The organism is Paraburkholderia sp. SOS3, assembly GCF_001922345.1.
GTDB lineage: Bacteria > Pseudomonadota > Gammaproteobacteria > Burkholderiales > Burkholderiaceae > Paraburkholderia.
Window position 1 is genome coordinate 820097 of record NZ_CP018812.1, and the last position, 21897, is coordinate 841993.

The following is a 21897-nucleotide window of genomic DNA, read 5'->3' on the forward strand; positions in this document are numbered from 1 at the left end:
GCGCTTAGCCTCCTTCACAGATGGAGCCGGCCTTCGACGTAGAAGGTGCGGCCCGGATACGGGTGATAGACGAAATAACGCGAGTCGAAGAGGTTGTCGACGCCGACGCCGATTTCGCTCTGCTTCGTCGGCCGGAACGTGAACTTCGCATCCGCGACCACATACGTGCTGGTGCCGCCGAACACATCCGGATTCGTATCCGTGTTGGTCAGCGTGTTGTACTGCCGGCCGGAATAGCGCACCGCGAGCGTCAAGGCCGAGCGCGCGTCGAAGCGATACGTCGTGGCGACGTTCGCGCGCCATAGCGGAATGCGGTAGAAGTACTTGCCCACCGTCGCCGGGTTCTGCGCGTTTTCCAGAATCTTCGACTGCGTGTACGCGGCATTCGCAATCAGGTCGAGACCGTGCACGAGCACGTCCTGCCCCTGATAGCTGACTTCGGCGCCGCGCGAGCGCACCTTGCCGATGTTCTGGAAATTCGTGACGTTCGGAATGACGGTCGTGTCGGTCTGGCTGAAGATCGTGTTTTTCACGTCGTCCTGAAACAGCGAGAATCTGAACACGCCGTTCCAGTGCGCCCACTCTGCCGTGAGTTCTTTCGAGAGGTCGTCCTCCGGCCGGAGGTTGGGGTTGTTGTTGATGATCGACGATCCGTTGATTTGCCCCTGGAACAGTTCGCCGACCGTCGGGAACCGGTACGCGCGAGCAATCGATGCGCGCAGCGTCAGATCGTCGGTGACGTCGAACGACAGCGACGCCTTCGGCGAGAAATGATGCTGATCGGCGTCCGCGTAAGGCAAGCGTGTTGCGCCAAGCGCCTGCGAGCCGTCGTACGCGCGCCAGTCCTCGTAACGCACGCCATAGACGAACTTCCAGCGCGGCAGGAAACCCCACGCATCCTGTGCGTACACGGCCTGCGTTTGCGTGCGGCCGCCGAACGCATTCGCGAAGCTGCCGGCCGCGCCGTCGCGCCAGGCCGCCGTGTTGTACGTTTCGTTATCCAGAAAGTAATTGTCGAAGTGGTAGCCGAACGCGAGCGTGTGATTCGACAGGCCAGCCTGCGGCGTTGCGGGTGTGTAGGTCGCTTTCAGGTCGAGCGTCTTCCAGCCCGTGCCGTCGCCGAACGTGACGATCCCAGGCCCGTTGCCCGGTCCGCCGGCACTCGCGGTGCGCGCGACGCTGTTGGTCACGTCGTAGTACGACGCGATCGCTTCGCCGTTCCAGCCCGTCGCGTTGTGCGTTTTCAACCATGCGCCATACAGCCAGTTCTCGCTGTTGCCGAGACTCGGCGCCAGCGCCGCGGCGGGAATGTTGTATTCGAATCCATTGATCGCCACGCTGCCGCTGTACACCGGGTTGCCGTTCGCGTCGCGCAGGAACGTCGTCGTTTCGCTGTTGTAGGTCTGATGCCAGTAACCGAGCGTAAAGCCGGCCTGCACGGTCGGCGTGAAGTCGTACTGCATCTTCAGCTTCAACTGGTCCTGGATCGTGCGCTCGATTCCTTCGCCGTTCACACCGAGCACCGCAGTCGGCGTATTGGTCTGGTTGTTGTAGAAGTACGCGCCGGTAACCGGTGTGTCGCCGGTTTTCGCGGGCGTCGTCGATTGCGCAAGCGTCGCGAACTGCAGCGGCTGGCTCGTGTTCTCGAGGTGATTCGCGCCGATGAAGAACGAAAACTTGCCGATCCGATCGCCGATCGTCGCGCTCGATTCGGTGCCGTTGAAGTTCTGGTTGACACCGTACAGGTCGAAGTGCTGCGTGAACGCCTTGACGTCCGCGCTCGCTTCGAATTTCTCGGGCATGCGCGTCGTGATCAGCACGGTCGCTCCGAGCGAGTTGCCCGGATACAGCGCTGAGAAAGGGCCGTAAATGACGTCGACCTGCTGGATCTCGTCGGGAAATACCATCGACCAGCGCGGCGGAAACGAGTAGCTGTTGCCAAGCAGATTCGACAGCAGCAGTCCGTCCGCGTAGACGAGACCTCTTGCGCTTTGCACGTTGCTCGTGCCGCGCACCGCGATAATCGAATTGAGGTCGCCGACGAAGCGCTTGCGCACCGCGAGATTCGGCAGATATTTCAACACGTCTTCGGTGTTGACCACATTCCAGTTTTCGAACTGTTCGCGCGTGATCGTTTCGGTCGACGCGGGCAGATTCGGATCGACGACCGGGCGATAACTGCCCGCGTTACTGGCAGTGACGTTGATTGCCGGCAGTTCGGTAACGGCGGGCCCGGTGCCGGCCGTGGCAGACGCGGTGGCAGACGCGGTGGCAGACGCGGCAGACGCCGCTGATGTGGCGACGGTGTCCGCCATGGCGGGCGACACCGCTAGCGTAAGCGGCAATAGGCCGATGACGGCGCGATGCATCGATGGTTGCGCGCCGCGACGGAGCCTTCGCAAAGCGAAGTACAACATCGGGTTATTTTCCTGTGCGTACGGGTGAACAGCCGCAATCGATCGCTGAGCGCGCGCCTTCGAGGCGCGCGCTTAGCTACGGCGTGCGGTACTGGACGACGATCAGGAAAAAACGGGAGGGGCGCGCGGACGCCCTGAGGGGAAAGCGCCGAGCGGTGTGAAGCGTGTGGAAAGCACGGTGGCGGCAACCACCACCGGCAGCAGAAGAACCGGTTCGACGGCCGGCGCAACAGGCGGCGGCGCAGCATGCGTGGCGAGCAGATCGCAGTAGCCGCACGCGGATAGGGGATCGCCGGCATGATGCGTCCCTGCGTCCGGCTGCGTGGCCGAACACAACGCGGCCAACGGTTCGCTCGCATGCGCCGATGCCACCAGCTGACTGATGACCGGCACGAAGACGACGAGGCAGATGGCAAGCATGCCAAGCCATGCGCTGAATCGTCGACGGGCGTGAAAGGTCATCGGGAAGTTGAATCCGGCATATCCGTTAGCGGGCGCAGTTTAACACCGCCGTGTAAGCATGTTAAACATTTCCGGCAACCGGTTGCACTGGCAAATCGTCACAACCCTTTTCTGAACAGGCCCAGCACGAGTTCCTCCACGCGCAGGAGCAGGTCGGCCGGCCGACCGGATTCTGGTTTCCCTGGTTTCGAAGGCCAACCTAGCAGGCGATGAAGTGAATCACGGCAATCGGGAATAAACCGGCGGCACAGGAAGTAATGCACCGTGAACCGTACAGGAGGCCGTCGGATACCCGTTCGGATCACCTGCTGTACCCGCTTACGAGGACTACATGTCATCCACTTTCCCAACTGATCCGGCACGTCGCCGTGCTTTGAAATGTCTCGCGTTCGGCGGTGCAGGGACGCTGTTCGTGCTGGCCGGCGGCGTACTCGCGCCCGTCGACATTGCTTTGGCTGCCGATCAAAAGCATCGGGCGGCCGCTACGGGAACCCCACTGTTCCTGCAGATCAGCGACACGCATATCGGCTTCAACAAAGAGGCCAATCCCGATGTCGCCGGCACGCTCGCGCAGACGATCGACTATGTAAACACCATGCCGGTCAAGCCGGCGCTGACGATTCACACGGGAGACATCACTCACCTGTCCAAGCCGCAACAGTTCGACGATGCCTCCCAGTTATTGGCGCGTCTGCGCATCCCCGAGCTGCATACCGTTCCGGGCGAACACGATGTCACGGACGGAACCGGCACGGAGTATTTCAATCGCTTCGGTCAGGCGTCTGCCAATAAGGGCTATTACAGCTTCGATCATCAGGGCGTGCACTTCGTCGCGCTGAATAACGTCATGAGCTTCAAACCGGAAGGCCTCGGCGCACTCGGTGACGATCAACTGGCCTGGCTGAAGGCGGATCTTGCGAGACGCTCATCGAGTACTCCGATCGTCGTTTTCGCCCATATGCCGTTGTGGACGATCTACCAGCCATGGGGCTGGGGCACCGGGGACGCGGACGAGGCAATGAGCTATCTGAAGCGTTTCGGCTCTGTTACGGTCCTGAACGGTCATATCCATCAAATCGTTTCGAAAGTGGAGGGCAACATCACCTTCCATACCGCGCGCTCGACCGCCTACCCTCAACCGACCGCCGGCAACGGACCGGGCCCCATGCCGCTGACCGTCCCTGCTGCGCAGCTTCGGAAAATGCTGGGCGTGACGGACGTGAGGATCGCGCTGACGCCTCCTCGCGCGACGCTGACCGATGCAACCCTCGCCTGAACCGCTACGCACAATCAGAGACAAGCGGACTGCATCGCCGGAATCACCCTTGATTTCCTAAGCATGCCTCACTGCCATCGATGATGTACCGATTGGCTGATGGCTGTGTTCGGCCGTGCCAAGCCTGGAGAAAAACGGATATGAGCAAGACTATTTCGAGTGTGTCCTTTAAGGTGGTTCTCGTCTCGGCGACACTCTGCGCCGCCTCGCATGCAGCGGCGGCCGGCGATCCGGCCGCGGGAAAAATTGCGTACGGAGCCTGCATGTCATGCCATTCGATCGAAGACAACGACATTGGACCTGCGCACCGCGGCGTCGTAGGACGCAAGGCGGGATCGGTACCGGGATACTCGTACTCCATTGCGCTGAAAAACTCGGGCATCGTCTGGACGCCCGAGATGATCGACCGTTGGCTGCAAGGCCCACAGAAGTTGGTTCCCGGAACGAAGATGTTTTTCTCGGTAGGGGACGCGAAGACTCGCGCGGATATCATCGCCTATCTCGCCACCCAGAAGTGATGATGCGCTATGCGACCGGCGTTCGCGTCGCGTGTGTCGACGCAAAGCAGGAAAGCGGCTTTGATGGTCGAATGTGCCGCGCGAGGCTGTTTCATCGGGCAACCTGTAAAATGGACATCCGCCTTGCACCGACGCGAATTTCATTCACTGTGTTTCGCGACCCACCATGTTCCGAAAAGCTGCATCCGCTCGCCAGGACTGGGTGATGCGCGCCGAGCCGACCGAGGGCATTGAGCGCATCGAAGCCTGGTTTCACGGCAAAGCCTATGCGTTGCATCGCCACGATACGTACGCGATCGGGCGCACGCTCGCAGGCGTGCAAAGCTTCAGCTATCGGCGCGGCCGGCGCGACAGCCTGCCGGGAAATACCATCGTTTTGCACCCCGACGAAGCGCATGACGGTCAGGCGGGTACGGGGGAAGGCTTCCGCTACCGCATGATTTATGTGCAGCCCGCGCTTTTTCAGCACGCGTTGGCGGGTCGCGCGTTGCCGTTCGTCGAGGGCGGCGTGACCACGGATCCGCGCATCGCAGCGGCTACCGAAACCTTGTTGCAGCGTGTCGATCACCAGTTCGAGCCGCTTGAGCAGAGCGACGCACTGGCCGAGCTTGCGCGCGCGCTCGCCGCGGCGGCGGGCATGACGGGCGAGCGAGGGAAGGGCGATTATTCCGCGGCACGCCGAGCGCGCGAGTATCTGCATGCAAACCATACGCGCGTGGTTACACTCGAAGAAGTGGAAGCAGCCACGGGCCGCGATCGGTGGAGTCTCTCGCATGATTTCCGCACGTTCTACGGCACGAGTCCGTATCGCTACCTCACGATGCGCAGGCTCGACGCAGTACGGCGCATGCTGCTCTCCGGCGTCTCGCTCGCGACCGCCGCCGCAGACGCAGGCTTCGCAGATCAAAGCCACATGACGCGTCATTTTCTCAAGACCTTCGGCCTCACGCCGGGACGCTGGCTTCAGATCGTCGGCAACGTGCCTCGTGTTTGAACCTTCACCCAAGATCGTTCAATACGCGTTCCTCGCGACCACGTATTCTCGACGGACATCCACAGTGAACGGAGAAAACGATGTCCGCACCAACGCATCCCCGCATTAAGGCTCCCGCTATGCGCGGCCAATGCGAGGCAATCGACCTTGCTGGCAAGACTGCCTTGATCGAGGGCCATTGGCAGCCGCGCGTGGTCGCGGAAATGAACGACTATCAGTTCAAGGTCGTTAAGATCGAAGGCGAATTCGTCTGGCACAAACACGGTGATACGGATGAGACCTTTATCGTGCTGGACGGTGAACTGAGGATTGACTTTCGCGGTGGACCGTCGGGCGACGGCTCGATCGTTTTGCATGCCGGTCAGATGGCCGTTGTGCCGAAAGGCATCGAGCACAAGCCCAGCGCGCATGCCGAAGTGAAAGTGCTGCTTATCGAGCCGCGCGGTGTGGTGAACACCGGGGACAACGCGACAAGCGAACGTACTGTGCAGAATGATCAGTGGATTTAAGTCTCTGCCTTTGAATGAGCGGTGGCGTCCATGTCTGCAGCTGGTAACGGCTGATTCGATCTGACGTCGTAGATTCTCCCGGGTGCGTGCGATTTCTTCTGCAGGGCCGACATGATCGCATCCGCCATGTCGCCGCTGACGGCAGCGAGCGCACGGCTTTGTGCATCGACGAGCCCGTCGAAGCTCTCGCGACCGACGCGTTGAAGCACGATCGATCTTCCATTGAGCACCCGCTTCGAATCGGGCGTCAGTATTGACCATTCGACGGAAAGCACCGCGCCTTCGCCGAGTCTGAGGTCAAAGGTCTGCACATTGATTGCGATGCGGAATGTCGGCACATCATGCGTGTGCGGCTTGACGCCAGGGGGAACGCGAAGCATGCGTTTCAGGTCCACTGTCAGGACCGAGGCAATCTGCGTTTTTAGCGGCTCGCTCCACCGCGCAGTTTCGACAACTCTAACCTGCAAAGGGTTGATGCGGAGTACGAATTCCGGCCGATCGACCACTTCAGGAATAGCTACATAATCGACGACGACTCCGAGCGGCAAGCCGGATTCGTGGTTCTGGCTTATTTGGCTTATTGGCGTGGGGTTCAAGCTATAGACGCCTCCATTAGGCATGCCTATACAACCGCCAGCACACAGCAATACGGGTATCGCCGCCGTCGCCCATCTCATGTTTTTCATTGTCCACCCTCCATCCTGCGGATGCTTAAGAGGGATAGCGGAATCGCAACTTTTATACGTGTCGCAATCCGAACTATTTAATCATCGATTAAAAACGGGCAATGAACCCGCACCATGCAAACCTGCTTACGTACTACGCCTTGATCACCCCAGGCGCCTGCACTTGATTCAGGTCAATCTGATAGATACCGTTCGCACTAGCCTTTCATACAAGGTTCACACAACAAGCGAATCGCGGCACCAGATAAATGTGACGCCTTGAACGGTTGTGCATGTAAGCGCAGAGCACAATCCCCACGGACTGTTAAGCAAAGGGTGTAACGATGCGAACGACTAATTTTTCAGGAGCGGCTTCGATTGCGATGGCGGCGATGTTAATAGCTGGCTGTGCCAGTACCAACAACACGCCGACTCAATCGGAGTATTCGGGCTTCCTGGGCGACTATTCAAATCTGCAGCAAACCACGGACCCGAATGGCCAGACTTTCCTGCGATATATGAGCCCGAAGCTGAACCCGACAAACTACAGCGCCGTAATAGTCGAACCCGTCTCGATGTACCCGAAAGCCGAGCCGACGGAACAGCTGACGCAGGCGACGATCGATCAGGTGCGCAGCTATGCCACCACTTGCCTCAGGCAGTCCATAGGGTCGAGAGTGCGGGTCGTCAATGCGCCTGCGCCAGGCGTTGTCAAGCTTCAGGTCGCCATTACGGGGGTAGCCAGCTCGGCGGAAGGGTTGAAGCCGTATCAGATTTTGCCGATGGCCTTCGTCGCCACGATGGCGGTCGATACCGTCGCCGGCGCGCCGCAGCAGGCGAAGCTTCTCGTCGAGGCGTTGGGCACGGACAGCGTTTCCGGGGAAGTACTGTCGAAGGTGGTGCGTACGCATACCGGCGAACGCTTGCAGCGGGTCGCATCGAATCAGCCGGTCATCACATTCGAATCGGTCAAGCCAATCATGGACGAATGGTGCGACTCGGTCTCGAAGACGGTTTCCCAGTACGTCAAGCCTCTGTGACTGCAGAGGAGCGATCGGGCATCGGTGCCATCAGCGGTGCCGTCAGCAAACACATGCGAAACGGACGGTAGCGTCTATGTGGATCTATCGTGTGAACGAGCCGCGCCTCGGCGCGGTTCGAGTGCGCGAATGGCGGCGACGGGCGCGTCACGCCGTCGCCCTGCTTTTCCTGTCGCTCGCTGTATCCACGACCGGGCTCGTGTTGCTGGACGATTCGAACGCGCCTTTCGGCAAGCGCCTCTTCACCGCCATGTGGGACGCTGTCAATCTGACCACGACACTCGGCGATTTTTCCGACTTCGACGAGCGCCAGAAGATATTCATGCTCGCGGCAATGTTCGTGACGATGCTGGTCGCGGCATACGCGATATCGAGACTGACTGGCATCCTGTCCGGAGACGATGTGATGGTGTACAGGGAGAACCGCGCAATGGAGCGTAAATTCGAAAGCCTCGCGAACCATGTCGTCGTAGTAGGGTATCGCTCGCTCGGGCAGCGCACTGCGACGAAGCTAAAGCGCGCAGGCGAAACGGTATTGGTGCTCGTTGGCGATTCCGCGCTTGCCGATCTGGCCGCCGAAAATGGTCATATGGTCATCCTGAGCGCGCCCGAGACATTCGACGACGCGCTTCGGCGCGCACGGCTGGACAGTGCAAAGGCGCTGGTCGTGACGACCCCCGATAGCGACGCGAATCTGGCCGTTACGCTGCTGGTAAATGCCGCGAACCGGGCGCTGCCGATCGTCGCGCCAGGCGAAAACGATCTGAGAAAGACCCTGCTGGAAAACGCCGGCGCGGCCGCGGTAGTGATCGGCGACGACATTCTTGCGGACGCACTGATCGACAGGCTCGCCGTACACGCGGAGACCGCATCATCATGAAGGCGTTGACCCCGAGCGAATCGTCCACCCGCCGGATTCCTGTGCTGCGGGGTGTTTTCCCCTTCTCGCGCATGCAGTTGCCGCGCGACGTCGTCGCGGGCGTTACGCTCGCGGCGCTCGGCATTCCGGAAGTCATGGGCTATACCAAGATCGCGGGCACGCCCGCCGTGACGGGTCTTTATACGATCCTGCTGCCTCTCGTCGCCTTTGCGTTCTTCGGCGCTTCGAAGCATCTTGTCGTCGCCGCCGACTCCGCCACCGCTGCCATTCTCGCGGGCATGCTCGTGAGCGTTGCGGTGCCTGGCAGCAGCGAATACGTCGAATTGACCGGCACCGTCGCGCTCGCCGTTGCGGCCATGCTCGTGCTGGCGCGGATCTTCCGGCTCGGTTTCCTCGCTGATTTTCTGTCGCGCAGCGCCTTGATCGGATTTTTGAGCGGCGTGGGAATTCAGGTCGCGGCCGGTGAAGTGGCAGGGTTGATCGGGCTGGAGAAGCAAGGTCATGGTCCGGTGATGCAACTGGCTTCGGTGTTTCACCGGCTCGACAGCGCAAGCTTCGGGACGGCGGGACTCTCCGTTGCGGTGCTTGCGATCATCGTCGGATGCAAGCGTCTCTCGCCGCGCGCGCCAGGTGCGCTGATCGCGGTGATCGGCGCAATCGCGGCAAGCGCCTTCATTGGTTTCGCGAGGCATGGAATCGGTGTGATCGGCGAGGTGCCGGGCGGCATACCGTCCCTGACGATCCCGCCCATCCGCCTTGCCAACCTGAATCAGGTGCTCGCGACGGCGGCGTCGTGCTTCATCGTCATCATCGCGCAGAGCGCCGCGACCGCGCGTGCTTATGCCAACCGCTACAACGAGCGCAGCGACGACAACCTCGACATCGTCGGACTCGCGGTTGCAAACGCGGCGGCTGCGTTCACCGGAACGTTCGTCGTGAACGGCAGCCCGACCAAGACCGAAATGGTGGACGACGCGGGCGGGCGTACCCAGATCGCCCACCTGACGACAGCGGTTATCGTGCTGCTCGTCCTGCTTTTTCTGACGAGGCCATTGAGTTATTTGCCCACCGCGGTGCTGTCGGCAATCGTGTTCATGATCGGTCTGAAACTGATCGACGTGAAAGGCATGGCGGAACTGTTTCGCGTGCAGCGCGACGAGTTCGTTGTCGCCCTGATCACCGCTGGCGTCGTGGTGTTCGCCGACGTGATGCACGGCATCATCGTGGCCGTTCTTCTGTCGATCATCGACAACACGCGCCATAGCTATCGGTTGCGCACCCGCGTGCTCACGCGCAGCGATACGGGCCACTGGATTCCTCATGCGGTGGGGCCGAATCTGCTCGCCGCACCGGGGATCATTGTCTATCGCTTCGAAGCGGATCTCTTCTATGCAAACGCCGGACGCTTCATGGATGAGATCCTGAAGCTCGTCGAGCAAACGCAACCCGCGCCACGCTGGATCGTCGTCGACGCTTCGCAGATCAGCAACATCGACTATAGCGCCGGTAAGACGCTGTTGCAGTTGCGAGAGGAGTTGTCACGACGCGGCGTCGGTATTGTCTCGATCGCGATTCCGGAAGGCGTCAGTCATGAACTCGAGCGTTACCGGTTACTCGGAGACGTGGCCAGCGCAGGTCCGATCTACCCGACGGTCGATGCCGCGATCGATGCACTGCGCGATGTCGCTGCCCCGGTTCCGACGTCGGCTCCGGCTACGAATCCGTAGCACGAACTTCGAGCGGCGCGGCCAGGAGAGAAACGACGTGGCGGCAATCAACGTTCAACCGGGCAGCGAGTGGGCAGCCAACGAAACGGCATGCGCCTTGGGACAGATAGAGTCACGTCCGCAGCCACTTTTTCATGGACGCGGACCGCGCGCGGCGCGGATCCATGCCGGAAAAGCAGCGCGTGGCAGATTTCCCCGATCCAGTCTCGCGCATTGCGAGATTCCGGAGCGCGACGTCGTCGCTTTGCTGGAAGCGTCCAACGAAGGACGGCTCGCCGAGTTGATACCGATACGATACGGACGCATGGTTGCGAGTCCGTTCGGCTTTTATCGCGGCGCCGCAGCACCGATGGCATTCGATCTCGCCCGCTTGCCACGTAGCGATATTTTCGTGCAGCTAACCGGCGACGCACATCTCGCGAACTTCGGTCTCTTTGCGAGCCCGGAGCGCCGCGTGCTTTTCGGACCGAACGATTTCGACGAGACGCTGCCAGGTCCATTCGAATGGGATGTGCGCCGGCTTGCGACATCGTTCGTCGTTGCCGCGCGGGAACGTGGATTCAGTACCGCGGTCCAGCGAGAGGTGGTGCGGCGTTGTGCATCGACGTTTCGTCAACATGTCAATATGTTCAGCGAAATGGACGTGCTCGATGTCTGGTACCACCAGCTCACCGCGGACAGCATGCTCGCAACCGCCGACACCTCGAAAGAGAGAAGGATGGAACGTGCCGTCGTCACGCGCGCCCGCAATCGTACGTCGCATACGGAGATGGTGCATGCGACGACAATGATCGCCGGGCATCTGCGCATCAGGGACGAGGCTCCACTCGTTTATCACTATCCGATTTCGAACCCCCGGGAAGCCGAGCTGTTCGAAGCCACAGTTCGCCACTTCATCGCCGATTTCCGTGACACGTTGCCTGACGAGCGGCGGGCGCTGTTCGATCGTTTCGAACTCGTGGATGTGGCGATACGGGTCGTCGGAGTTGGATCGGTCGGTACGCGCTGTTGGCTTGCGCTGTTCATGGCAGACGAAAAGTATCCGCTGTTTCTGCAGATCAAGGAGGCTCGCGCCTCGGTGCTCGAGCGCTATCTTCCGCCAAGCCGCTATGCAAATCATGGACAACGCGTAGCGACGGGGCAGCGTCTGCTGCAATCGGCGAGCGACATCTTCCTTGGTTGGGCGACGTCACAGGTCAATGGCATCGATTTTTATGTCCGACAGCTACGCGATATGAAGGGCGCTTTCGACGTCTCGGTCTTCGATGAGCGGGACCTGAGCGAATATGCCGCTCTTTGCGGGCAAGCGCTCGCACATGCAATGGCCAAAGCGGGCGATCCGGCTGTGATAGCGGGATACGTGGGATCGTCTGAAGCGTTTGACGAAAGCATCACACGGTTCGCCATGGCCTATGCCGACCGTAACGAGCGCGACTGGCAGGTGCTGAAATTCGCGATCAAGAACGGACGCATACATGCCATGCGCGAATAGCACTGTGGGGATGCAACGGTCTTCCGGTCTCCGATACGTTGCGCCGTCGGCCGAACTCGTTGACATACGTCAAGCGGCTGGCAGACCGTCAGCATAACTTAAGTACCATGCGCGGCAACAAGCGCCGAGTCCTGACGTGGGACTTTGTTTCGACATCTGCCACACGATCGAACGAGGACACATCATGAGTAAGCACATCATCAAGTTTGCAATCACGGCTGCTCTGCTATTCGCGAACATCGTCAATGCACAGCAATACCCGATGCTCGATGCTGCGGCGGGCCGTGTGGTCCAAAAATATCAGCAATCGAGTTGCGAGCAGTTGTGGCAAGAGCGCGCCGCCAAAAAAGGCCTGGCGCCGTCGCCGGGTGAACAGAAAGTGATTCAGGCGATGCGCAGCGATCCGGAGATGCGCGCCGAATTCATTAACAGGGTTGCGGCGCCAGTCGTGAACAAGATGTTCGAGTGCGGCATGATTCCGTGAATACCTCGCAATACGTTCAACACAAGGTTTACTCAACGAGGCGGCCATGATCCCTTCCAGACGAACCTGTCGGTTGGTGTCGATCGCGCTGGCTGCGTGCATCAGCGCGAACGGTGTTGCGCAGCAGGCGCCTTCTGGCCGCGAGGGATCGAAGTCTCGCGCCAGAAGCACACAGACGCCCGTGTTGCTCGACTATCAGCCAGGCATCGAATCACGCGCGGTCGACATTCTCAAGTCGTCAAGCGAGCGGCTCGCCGCAGCGAGGTCGATGACTTTCACCGCAACGGTCTCATACGAGAGCCCTAGCCGTCTCGGGCCTCCGCTGATTTACTCGACAAGGTCGGAAGTGGTGATGCAACGGCCCGACAAGCTCCGGGTGATCACGCTCGGCGACGGGCCACGCTCGGAGTTCTACTACGACGGCAAGACCATCACGGCCGTCGACCCCGCGCAGAAGCTGATCGCGGTTGCCGACGCACCACCCACGCTCGAAGCGGCGCTTCAGAAAGCCTACGAGATCGGTGCCGTTTATTTCCCGTTTACCGATGTGATCGTCGCGGACCCGTACAAGGACATCGCAGACGGGCTAAATACCGCGTTCTACATCGGCCAGTCGAGCGTGGTCGGAGACACGACGACGGACATGGTCGCGTATGTGAGCGGCGATGTGTTCGTGCAGGTCTGGATCGGCACACAGGACAAACTTCCGCGTCGTATTTACGCCGTCTATCTGAACGACCCCGCCCGGCTGCGCCACGTGCTCGCCCTGTCGGACTGGGTGCTGGCCCCGCCCCTATCAGCGGAGGCCTTCGCGCCCGCCGGCACGTCCGGCGCGGCACGCATTGCCTTCGAGCGACCCGATGCTGCGGGGGCGCACGCTATGCAACCGCCGCCGAAGTCCCAGCGCTCACGGCCTCAATGAGGAAGCCCATCATGAAGACAGATGCGAGCCACGTCGCCGCTCTCCTGATTCTCGCGTTCGCTTCCGGCACCGCTCCTGCCTGGGAACACGCAGGCGGCTGGTCACGCGAGAACGCCGCCGGTGGAATGACTTCTCATGCAGCCGGTTCGGGATCGACGACGCGCACCAACGCGATGGGCGGCAGCGAGACTCGCACGTATGGGCAAGGCACAAGCGCAACGAACCGCTATGGCGATACGGCCACCCACACGGAAGGTTCCGGTCAGACGACGTTCAGCAATAAATACGGCGGAAGTGCGACACATACGTATGGCCAGGGCACCACGGCCACGAATGCCGCTGGCGGGACCGCCACGCATACCGCTGGGTCCGGGCAGACCACTTACAGCAACTCGTACGGCGCTACGGCGACCCATACGTATGGCCAGGGTACGACCGCCACCAACGCGTATGGCGCGACGGCGACGCATGCCACGGGATCGGGATATACCACTTACACGAGCGCATCGGGCGCAACCGCTTACCACAGCACGTATTACGGAGCGACCTACGCCGCCTATCATCCGCCGACGACGGTAAACGTCTATGGGGCCGGCTGCTACAACTGCGGTGGCTGGTCTGCTGCCGGAGCCGCCGCCGCTGGTGCGGCGGTTGGTGCAGTGGCCGGCGCATCGGTCGCATCGGCCAACGCGCAAGCAGCCACGGCAAATGCCTATAACGCCGGTTACACGGCCGGCGCGACCGCCGCCGCACCCGCTCCCGCGCCCGTCAGCGCGAGCTATGCGATGGGCGCGATCTACGCGACGCTGCCCGCCGGTTGCGTCGCGCCAACGGTGCAGGGCGGCACCTACTACTTGTGTGGCAATACCTGGTTCAAGCCCTCTTACGGTGCGAACGGCGTCTACTATCGCGTGGTAAGCGCACCCTGAGGGCGCTTGCGCGCACGCGTGCATGGGCGTGCACCGGGGCAAAGAGGCATGGCGACGGCTTGTGCAACACCGCAATCGCGTGAAGCTCGTTATTCGATGCGCCGCTGACTCAGCGTAATGGAGAACTGAACAATGCGCCATCTGAGCATTGCCTTGATCATTTTCGCCGGTGTCTTCTGCAGTGCGCTGTTGGGTTTGCGTTTGCGCACATTGCTGCCGAAGAACCATCTTGGCGAAGACCCGATTGGCGTCGTCAAGCTGGCCACCGGCCTGATCGCCACCATGGCTGCGCTGGTGCTGGGCCTGCTCATTTCGTCGGCGAAGAACTCATTCGACATGGTGAATGCCAGCGTGATCCGCGACGCCGCCAGCGTGATTCTGCTCGATCGTGTGCTTGCACGTTACGGACCGCAGACGCAGGGGATCCGCGGCGGGTTGAAGCAGGCCGTCGCCGCGGCAGTCCAGCAGATGGCCTCACGCAATCCGGCGCAGCTCGAAAATCTGCACAGTCCAGAAGCCATTGAGCGCGTGGAATCTCTCGTGCGCCAGATCGAGAATCTTTCACCGCAGAACGACGTTCAGCGGCGGTTGCAGGCACGCGCGATCGAGATGGCCGACGATGTGCTAGCCGTGCGCGAGCTCGGCCTGCTGCAGGCGGCGGGCTCGACCCCCGCGGCGCTCCTGATCGCCCTCGTGCTGTGGCTATGCATAATCTTCGGCGCGTTCGGCCTGTTCACGCCCGCGAATGCGACGGTCATCATCGCATTGTTTCTGGGCGCGTTGTCGACGTCCGTTGCGATCTTCCTGATACTGGAAATGAATACGCCGCTCGATGGAATGGTGACGGTATCGCTCTCGCCAATGCGCGAAGCGCTTGCCGTTCTTGGACGTTAGCGACCGGGCTGACCCGTTAGGAAAGATGCTGATCCGTTTGACATGCTGCTGGAGGAGGGACCGAAGTCATGACGGAAAAAGCGGAACTCCTCGGCGTGGCGCTGCTGGTCGTATTGCTCGCGTTCACGGGCCTGGCTCCTGCCGCGCAGCCCACGGACGGAAAAACGCTGATCAGTGTGCGCGCACGCGGCGTTCTGCGCTGCGGCGTGAGCGAGGGAATCGAAGGTTTCTCTTCCCGGAATGCCGCCGGACAATGGACCGGCATCGACGTCGATTTCTGCCGCGCATTGGCGGCCGCCGCGCTTGGCGACGCGCGCAAGGTACAGTTCGTTTCCCTCAGGACGGCGGCGCGATTTCCCGCTCTCGTGACGGGCGACATCGACGTACTCTCCCGCAATACGTCCTGGACATTGCTTCGAGAGGCGGCCCTCAAGGTTCAGTTCGCGGGCGTCATTTTCTACGACAGCCAGGCGTTCATAGTCCCGGCAAACAGCGGACTACGGTCGGCTACGTCGCTCAAGGGGGCCACCGTCTGCGTACAGAAAGACACGTCCACCATGAACCATCTGGTCGTTTATTCGACAGCGCTCGACCTGCGTATGACACCGCTCGTGATGGAGTCCGCGGACGACGCAAGCGATGCGTTTCTGAGCGGCCGGTGCACCGCGTACACGGCTGACGCGTCTTACCTCGATGCACTTCGCCTGCACGCACCGGGCGGGGCGGCAGCCTTTACGATTCTCCCCGAGCGCATCTCGAAGGAGCCGCTTGGACCTGCGGTGCGAGGCAACGACGATGCATGGCTAACTCTCGTGCGGTGGGTGCTTCTGACGTTGATCGCAGCCGAAGAGCTGGATGTGACGCGCGAAAACCTGCAGACACGGCTACGCGATCCAACCGTCGAACAGGCACTCGTACCGGACGATACGGTTACGCGGGCGATCGGCGTCGAGCCGGGATGGACCTTGCGGGCGCTGCAAAGTGCGGGCAACTACGGAGAACTATTCGATCGGAACGTCGGCGCTAACAGTCCTCTCGGTCTCGAGCGCGGGATGAACGGTTTGTGGACCCGCGGCGGCCTGATGTATGCGCCTCCCCTTCGTTGAATCGTGCGGGGCATGGCATGAGCGAAATACAGGTCTATCTGGTCGTAGGAGTATTTTCAGCGGTCATTCTCGCGATCGCGTTCAATGTGGTCGACATGGCGGTGGCGGCGCTCGTCGGCATGTGCGCGCTCATTGCGCTCGACATCCTCGACGAGCAGGATCTCGCCGCGGCGGCGCGAACGGCGGCCGGCCCTATCAGCCTGCTGTTCGGAGGCATGGTAGTCGCGCGGATTCTGTCGACGACCGGTCTTTTCGATCTCATAGGCGATCTTTACTTACGGGCGACCGGCGGCAGCGGCAGACGCTTCCTGCTGATCTTGATTGCCATCGTGGCGCCGCTGTGCGCGTTCCTGCCGAACGCTACGACGGTGATTCTTCTGGCACCCATCGTCATTCGCGTTGCGACAGCACTCGAGGTGGACATCGTCTCGCCGCTGATACTGAGCGCGATGATCAGCAATGCGGCCGGGCTGCTGACGCTGGTTGGCGATCCGGCCACATTCCTCGTCGGCAGTTCGATCGGCATGACGTTCGTGGAGTATCTGAAGCACGTGAGCGCCGGAGCGCTCCTTGCGCTGGTCGTAGTGCCGCCGTTGCTGCCTTTTCTGATGCGGGACATCTGGCGCGTTCGGCGGACCTTGCCCGCTTCCGGGCGCCGTGCTCGACTCACGAGGCCCGTGTACGCCGCTCTTTCGCTCGCCGTACTGGCGGCAATGATGGTGCTGTTCGTGTTCGGCGAAAACCTGCCTACTCGCATCATGCCGCCCGCGGTCGCACTTATTGCGAGCGCGCTGGCGCTGCTCGTCGGGTACATGGCCAAAATCGAGCCGACAGAAAGCGTGCTGCGCGACGTCGACTGGAAAACGCTGCTTTTCCTCGCCTGCATTTTTTGCGTGGTGCAGGCGATGGTGAAAACGGGTCTGCTTCAAATCATGTCGGTGCGGCTCCACGAGCTTTTCGGTGCCCAGTTGTCTCTCGTTGCGCTGGCGATGGTCTTCGGGATTGGCGCGCTTTCGTCGCTGCTTGCTAATGTTCCCGTTGCCGCGGCGTCGATTATCACGGTAAAGGGCTACCTGGTCGTGGCAGAGGTTGTGCCCGATATCGCGCTTTCGGACCAGTTCTCATCGTGGCCTGCGAGCACGCTTCCCGTGTTCATCGGCATGATGTTCGGCGCGACGCTCGGCGGTAATGCCACACTTGTCGGCTCTTCGGCAAATATCGTGACAGCGGGAATCTGCGCGCGCGAAGGCAAGCCCGTTACATTTTCCCGATTTCTCCGCTACGGATTGCCTGTGACGACCGCGCAGCTTGCCGCGTCCGCGGTCTACGTGCTCGTGCTTCCCTATTTCATGCGCTAAATTCGGATTCAAGCGTCGGCGAGCCGGTTCGCTTCGTCCAGCGCGCGCTCCGGGTAGCCGCGCTTTCGCTCCCAATCGCGATTCGCACGCCACGTTGTTACTGACGGCCAGCATCGCGCTGGCCGCGGACTTGCAATCTTTCGACCAGAAACATTTCACCCCCCGTCGCGTCAGTCGACCGCTCCGTCTCGGTCGCCGGAACCGGAGGCGAGCGGCAGCCGCACGGTAAAACAGGCGCCGCGATCGGGGCCGTCGCTCGCGACGGCGAGCGTGCCGCCATGCAAGCCGACGATATGCCTCGCGAGCCAAAGTCCGAGCCCAAGCCCGCCCACGCGGCCGCTCTCGCGCGGCGCGATCTGCTGGAAACGCTCGAACACGAGCGGCAGCGCGTCCGCCGAAATGCCGCGGCCAGTATCGCGCACGCTCATCTGCGCGTATCCGTCGACCTCGGACACCGATACCTCGACGCTGCCGCTATCGGTAAACTTGACAGCATTGGTCAAGATGTTCCAGACCACCTGCTTCATGCGGCTTTCGTCGGCCATCACGATGCACGGCGAAATAGCCGAGGCGCGCAATTCGATACCTTTGTGCTCGGCCGGCTTGCGCATGTCCTGCGCGATGACGGCGGCCAGCACGCCGAGATCGACGGGCTGCAGATTCACCGACAGTTTGCCTGTCGCAATCGCACCGCTGTCGAGCAGATCGTCCACCATCAACGAGAGCTGTCTGCCGTTGCGGCGGATCGCCTCTCCTGCGCGGGACGCGTGCGCCGGGTCGGCAACGAGCCCGAGCAGTTCGGCCCAGGAAACGATCGCGTTGAGCGGCGAGCGCAGTTCATGGCTCACGGCCGCGATAAAGTGGTCCATGGTGCGCGCCAGTGCCTCGCTGCGCTCGCGCGCCGCCCGTTCGGCGTCGGCAAGCGCGCCCAACTGCAATTCGTGCTGTTTGCGCGACGTGATGTTCAGCGTAAAGCCCATCACATAGCGCAGCGTGCCATCCGCGTTGAATCGGCCCATCCCGCGCACGAGCACCCAGCGTTGACCCGAACGGTACGCGTCAGAAGGCGTCACGCAGCGCTCGAACTCAAACGCCTCGCCGCTTTCGAGCGCGGCCCAGTTGGCAGACACGTGTTCCGTGCTGTCGCCGAGCAACTGTTCTTTCACGAGGTCGCCGGGTTCGCCTGCGTTCAGGTCCTGCAAGCACCGCTCGCTGCACACGAAGGCGCCCGTGGCCGCGTCGATCTGCCAGGTGCCGAGGCCCGCGAACGCGCACGCCTGTTCGAAGTGGTTCACGCGATCGTCGAGCCGCTCTTCGGTTTCGCGATGAAGAATTTGCCGCAGCCGCGCGTGAGAACGAAAGCGCGCCTTCTCGCGCCGCTCATCGTCGACGGCAAGATTGCGCGCGGTGACGTCGTCGACGCGCAGCGCGATCAGCGCGGGTGCGCTCGACGTGGCGGGGATAAACGACGCATGCATTTGCCAGTAGCGTGGCCGCATCGCCACATGCGCCGATGCTTCGACAACGTCCATGCGGAATACGGGCGACAGGCGCGTGCGGTTGCTGCGCATCGTGCCGGCAAGCGTTCTGATCAGTTGCTCGTGCCGCAGCGGCGCGCGGCTTTCCGGCACGCCCGACGTTCCCCGCGCCTGCCCGGTGGCGCCCTCGGAGTCCGTCGCATGGCCAACGGCAAATAGCGCACGCCACGCCGCGTTGGTGGCGACGATAGCCAGCTCGCTGTCGAGCACCACATACGGGTCGATCAGATGTTCGAACAGCGCGGCATGGTCGAGCGCCGCGGCGCTGCCGGCCGGTGCGAAGCGCATCGGCTGGTCCATCACGGCACCAGCTGAGTACGTCGGACCTTGCGCGGCAAAGTGGGGTGCATGGTTCGGTTTACCTTCGGGTCAGTTTTTCAATCGTTGCCAGCAATGCGGCCATTTGCGCCGGCTTTCTGAGCACGGCGTCCCACAGGCGCGGCGAGGCCGTCGTCGCGCCGATATGTGCCGACGAGTGCAGCAGGACCGGGATATCGGACCATTCGCGTGATTCGCGCAGTGCGCGGCACAGGTCTTCACCGCCCATGCCGGGCATCATCAGATCGGTAATGACGAGATCGGGCCGCCGTGTGCCGATCGCCTCGAGCGCCTGATGCCCGTTTCGCGCGAGGTCGACGTCGTAACCGGCGAACTCGAGCGCGAAACTCCACGCTTCGAGCATTTCCGGTTCGTCATCCACAAGAAGTACGCGCGTCATGAAGTACTCGAAGCCGATGCATTGATCTCGACGGGAACAGGCCCGACAACGACAAAATGGCAGCGCGCGCAGCCCGTACTCACGCCGGCTCGCCGGTAGTGGCCTCGCCATCCGGCGCGCGGGCCGCATGCAGTGCGACCAGCTCGACGAGCCGGGCCGGCGCGTACGGTTTGCGCAGTATCGCCGCGAACAGATGAGCCTCGTGTGGCGTGACCGGATCCGGTGCGGCTGTGCACAGGATGATGGGCAATTGCCGGAACGCGGCGCGTTCCCGCAGGGTTCTTGCAAATGCCAGGCCTGACATGACGGGCATCATGAGGTCGGTGACGACCAGCGCGGGACGCACCCGGTCGACGACGTCGAGCGCCTCCTTGCCGTTCGAAGCGGCATGGATCGCGTATCCCTCGCCTTCCAGCAGGAAGGTCAGGAAATCCGTGACCAGCGACTCATCGTCGACGACAACCAGGTTTGTCATGCGCTCGATCCACGCTTATTGATCGGCAGGCATGCGGCCAGGCAGCGCGCCCGTGCCCGAGACCGGCAAGATTCCGGTTACGCGCAAACCGACGCCGGTGTCGGCGAACTCCACCTGCGCGACCGACGACTCGAACTGGCTGTCCCGCACCTTCATCACCGTCACGCTGCGTTGCAGAACGCCGTCCACTACCACGTGCTGCATGCCGACGATGTTATCGAGCAGGCTCAGAATTTCGGGCGACGGATTGGTCACCCACGGGCCGGACAGCTCCTTGACCTCCCACGTGCACACGGTAGTCACGCCCATCGAACGCAATTCGTTGGTGAGCGCCGCGAAAAATTCGACGATACGGTGCGGCTCGACCGTCGCGCGCTCGAAACCCGTCAGCCCGTCGATGAAAAGCCGCTCGGCTTTCGTCTCGCGCACCGCCTTGAGCAGATCGTAGGCCAGCTTGTCGAGCAGGTTTTCCGTGAGCGGGCGCCACAGCATGGTTAGCGCTTTCGATTCCACGAGCGCCTCCAGATCGATGCCGAGCGCGAGCGCCTTGGCGCACAGGCGCTCAGGCGTCTCGTAGAAGCCGAAGTGAACCGCGGGGCGCTTTGGCGTGGCAAGCCGCAGGAAGCCGAGGCCGAAGGTGGTCTTTCCGCTGCCGGCGGGCCCGACCACTACCGACACCGAACTGGCCGGGATACCGCCGCCGAGCCGCTCGTCGAGGCCGTGCATGCCGGTGCCGATGCGCGCCGCGTTGGCCCGGTCGGCGTTCGACGGATTGGCGAGCGCCGCTTCGAGGCGCGGATAGACGTCGATACCGCGATTGCTGATTTCGAACAGGTGCAGGCCGCCGAGCGAGCGGCTGCCGCGCGATTTGGCGACACGGATATGGCGCACGGTGCGCGACGCAACGAGGTTTTCCTCGAGCTGCAGCACCCCATCGACCATCGTATGTTCGGGGCTCGATTCGTCGATGCGCGCGCTCGTCAGGAACAGCACGGTGCAGCCGGTGAAGGCAGCATGGCCTTGCAGCTCGGCGACGAAGGTCTTGACGTCGAGATTGCTCTGGCCGCTTTCGCGCGCGTTGAGCAGCCCGTCGAGAATCAGGATGCTCGCATTCTGACGCGCGAGTTCGCCGCGCAGCGTGCTGACCAGCGCGGCAAGGCCTTCTTCGCGCAGCGTGCGAAACAGGCTGATGTAGGTCAGATCCTTGCCGACGCGCGTGGCGTCGTAGAAGTCGAGCGTGGACAGCGACTGGAACAGACGGTCGTGAGACTCGGCGAGCAGCGTGACATAGAGCACTTTACATCCCTGCCGCGCCTGCGCGAACGCGATCTGGTTCGCAAGGATCGTCTTGCCCGCTCCGGGCCGTCCCTGAACGATGTAAGACGAGCCGGCGATGAGGCCGCCGCCGGTAATCTCGTCAAGTCCGGGAACGTCGCTGCTTAGCCGCGCAAGCGTCTTGTCCATTGCCTGAATCCGTAAAAAGGAAGGTTCGT

General features: G+C 61.9%; 21 protein-coding genes. 14 read left to right on the plus strand and 7 right to left on the minus strand.

Features of this window, described 5'->3' with window-relative positions; genetic code table 11:
• Positions 1-14: 14 nt before the first annotated feature.
• Entirely contained in the window at positions 15-2315 is a 2301-nt protein-coding gene (locus tag BTO02_RS23670; protein WP_232243645.1) for a TonB-dependent receptor, read from the minus strand.
• Between the two features lie 204 nt (positions 2316-2519).
• Positions 2520-2879: a DUF2946 domain-containing protein gene (locus BTO02_RS23675; RefSeq protein ID WP_075159651.1), complete on the minus strand. Its 360-nt coding sequence runs from the start codon at positions 2877-2879 to the stop codon at positions 2520-2522.
• Positions 2880-3210: 331 nt separating this feature from the next.
• On the opposite strand from BTO02_RS23675, the gene BTO02_RS23680 reads away from it, so the two are divergent.
• From BTO02_RS23680 to BTO02_RS23695, 4 genes are all read left to right on the plus strand, one after another.
• Positions 3211-4155: a metallophosphoesterase family protein gene (locus BTO02_RS23680; protein WP_075159652.1), complete on the plus strand. Its 945-nt coding sequence runs from the start codon at positions 3211-3213 to the stop codon at positions 4153-4155.
• A 140-nt stretch (positions 4156-4295) separates the two neighbouring features.
• Positions 4296-4673 carry a c-type cytochrome gene (locus BTO02_RS23685; protein WP_075159653.1) on the plus strand — a complete coding sequence of 126 codons (378 nt, stop codon included), beginning with the start codon at positions 4296-4298 and terminating at the stop codon, positions 4671-4673.
• Positions 4674-4839: 166 nt separating this feature from the next.
• A complete protein-coding gene (locus BTO02_RS23690) occupies positions 4840-5667 on the plus strand; it encodes an AraC family transcriptional regulator (RefSeq protein WP_075159654.1) in 828 nt (275 codons plus the stop codon).
• 80 nt (positions 5668-5747) lie between these two features.
• Positions 5748-6176: a cupin domain-containing protein gene (locus tag BTO02_RS23695; RefSeq protein ID WP_075159655.1), complete on the plus strand. Its 429-nt coding sequence runs from the start codon at positions 5748-5750 to the stop codon at positions 6174-6176.
• On the opposite strand, the gene BTO02_RS23700 is transcribed toward BTO02_RS23695, so the two are convergent.
• On the minus strand, positions 6173-6862 hold the full coding sequence (locus tag BTO02_RS23700; RefSeq protein WP_083615337.1) for a PqiC family protein: 690 nt from the start codon (positions 6860-6862) through the stop codon (positions 6173-6175). The two genes, BTO02_RS23695 and BTO02_RS23700, sit on opposite strands and share 4 nt — an antisense overlap.
• A 362-nt stretch (positions 6863-7224) precedes the next feature.
• Between BTO02_RS23700 and BTO02_RS23705 the strand changes: the two genes are divergently transcribed.
• From BTO02_RS23705 to BTO02_RS23750, 10 genes are all read left to right on the plus strand, one after another.
• The gene (locus tag BTO02_RS23705) at positions 7225-7881 is read left to right on the plus strand and encodes a DUF3313 domain-containing protein (protein WP_232243646.1); all 657 of its coding nucleotides are present in this window, start codon (positions 7225-7227) and stop codon (positions 7879-7881) included.
• 76 nt (positions 7882-7957) lie between these two features.
• Positions 7958-8761, plus strand: coding sequence for an NAD(P)-binding protein (locus BTO02_RS23710; RefSeq protein WP_198039312.1), 804 nt, complete (start codon positions 7958-7960; stop codon positions 8759-8761).
• Entirely contained in the window at positions 8758-10488 is a 1731-nt protein-coding gene (locus BTO02_RS23715; protein ID WP_075159658.1) for a SulP family inorganic anion transporter, read from the plus strand. The genes BTO02_RS23710 and BTO02_RS23715 overlap by 4 nt, the downstream gene beginning before the upstream one ends.
• A gap of 37 nt (positions 10489-10525) precedes the next feature.
• Positions 10526-11980, plus strand: coding sequence for a DUF2252 domain-containing protein (locus BTO02_RS23720; protein ID WP_232243647.1), 1455 nt, complete (start codon positions 10526-10528; stop codon positions 11978-11980).
• A gap of 184 nt (positions 11981-12164) precedes the next feature.
• On the plus strand, positions 12165-12464 hold the full coding sequence (locus tag BTO02_RS23725; protein ID WP_075159659.1) for a hypothetical protein: 300 nt from the start codon (positions 12165-12167) through the stop codon (positions 12462-12464).
• Positions 12465-12510: 46 nt separating this feature from the next.
• Positions 12511-13386 carry a DUF2092 domain-containing protein gene (locus BTO02_RS23730; RefSeq protein ID WP_075159660.1) on the plus strand — a complete coding sequence of 292 codons (876 nt, stop codon included), beginning with the start codon at positions 12511-12513 and terminating at the stop codon, positions 13384-13386.
• An 11-nt stretch (positions 13387-13397) separates the two neighbouring features.
• Positions 13398-14315 carry a hypothetical protein gene (locus BTO02_RS23735; protein ID WP_075161311.1) on the plus strand — a complete coding sequence of 306 codons (918 nt, stop codon included), beginning with the start codon at positions 13398-13400 and terminating at the stop codon, positions 14313-14315.
• Positions 14316-14447: 132 nt separating this feature from the next.
• Entirely contained in the window at positions 14448-15209 is a 762-nt protein-coding gene (locus BTO02_RS23740) for a bestrophin-like domain (RefSeq protein WP_075159661.1), read from the plus strand.
• Positions 15210-15277: 68 nt separating this feature from the next.
• Entirely contained in the window at positions 15278-16315 is a 1038-nt protein-coding gene (locus BTO02_RS23745; RefSeq protein WP_075159662.1) for an amino acid ABC transporter substrate-binding protein, read from the plus strand.
• A 17-nt stretch (positions 16316-16332) separates the two neighbouring features.
• On the plus strand, positions 16333-17673 hold the full coding sequence (locus tag BTO02_RS23750; protein ID WP_075159663.1) for an SLC13 family permease: 1341 nt from the start codon (positions 16333-16335) through the stop codon (positions 17671-17673).
• 170 nt (positions 17674-17843) lie between these two features.
• On the opposite strand, the gene BTO02_RS23755 is transcribed toward BTO02_RS23750, so the two are convergent.
• The 4 genes from BTO02_RS23755 to BTO02_RS23770 form a co-directional block, all read right to left on the minus strand.
• Complete coding sequence (locus BTO02_RS23755) at positions 17844-19511, minus strand: PAS domain-containing sensor histidine kinase (protein ID WP_232243649.1); 1668 nt, start codon at positions 19509-19511, stop codon at positions 17844-17846.
• Between the two features lie 58 nt (positions 19512-19569).
• Entirely contained in the window at positions 19570-19929 is a 360-nt protein-coding gene (locus tag BTO02_RS23760) for a response regulator transcription factor (protein WP_075159664.1), read from the minus strand.
• Positions 19930-20008: 79 nt separating this feature from the next.
• Positions 20009-20404 (minus strand): response regulator, encoded by a 396-nt coding sequence (locus tag BTO02_RS23765; RefSeq protein ID WP_075159665.1) that lies wholly within the window; start codon positions 20402-20404, stop codon positions 20009-20011.
• Positions 20405-20419: 15 nt separating this feature from the next.
• Positions 20420-21868: an RAD55 family ATPase gene (locus tag BTO02_RS23770; RefSeq protein ID WP_075159666.1), complete on the minus strand. Its 1449-nt coding sequence runs from the start codon at positions 21866-21868 to the stop codon at positions 20420-20422.
• Positions 21869-21897 lie beyond the last annotated feature (29 nt).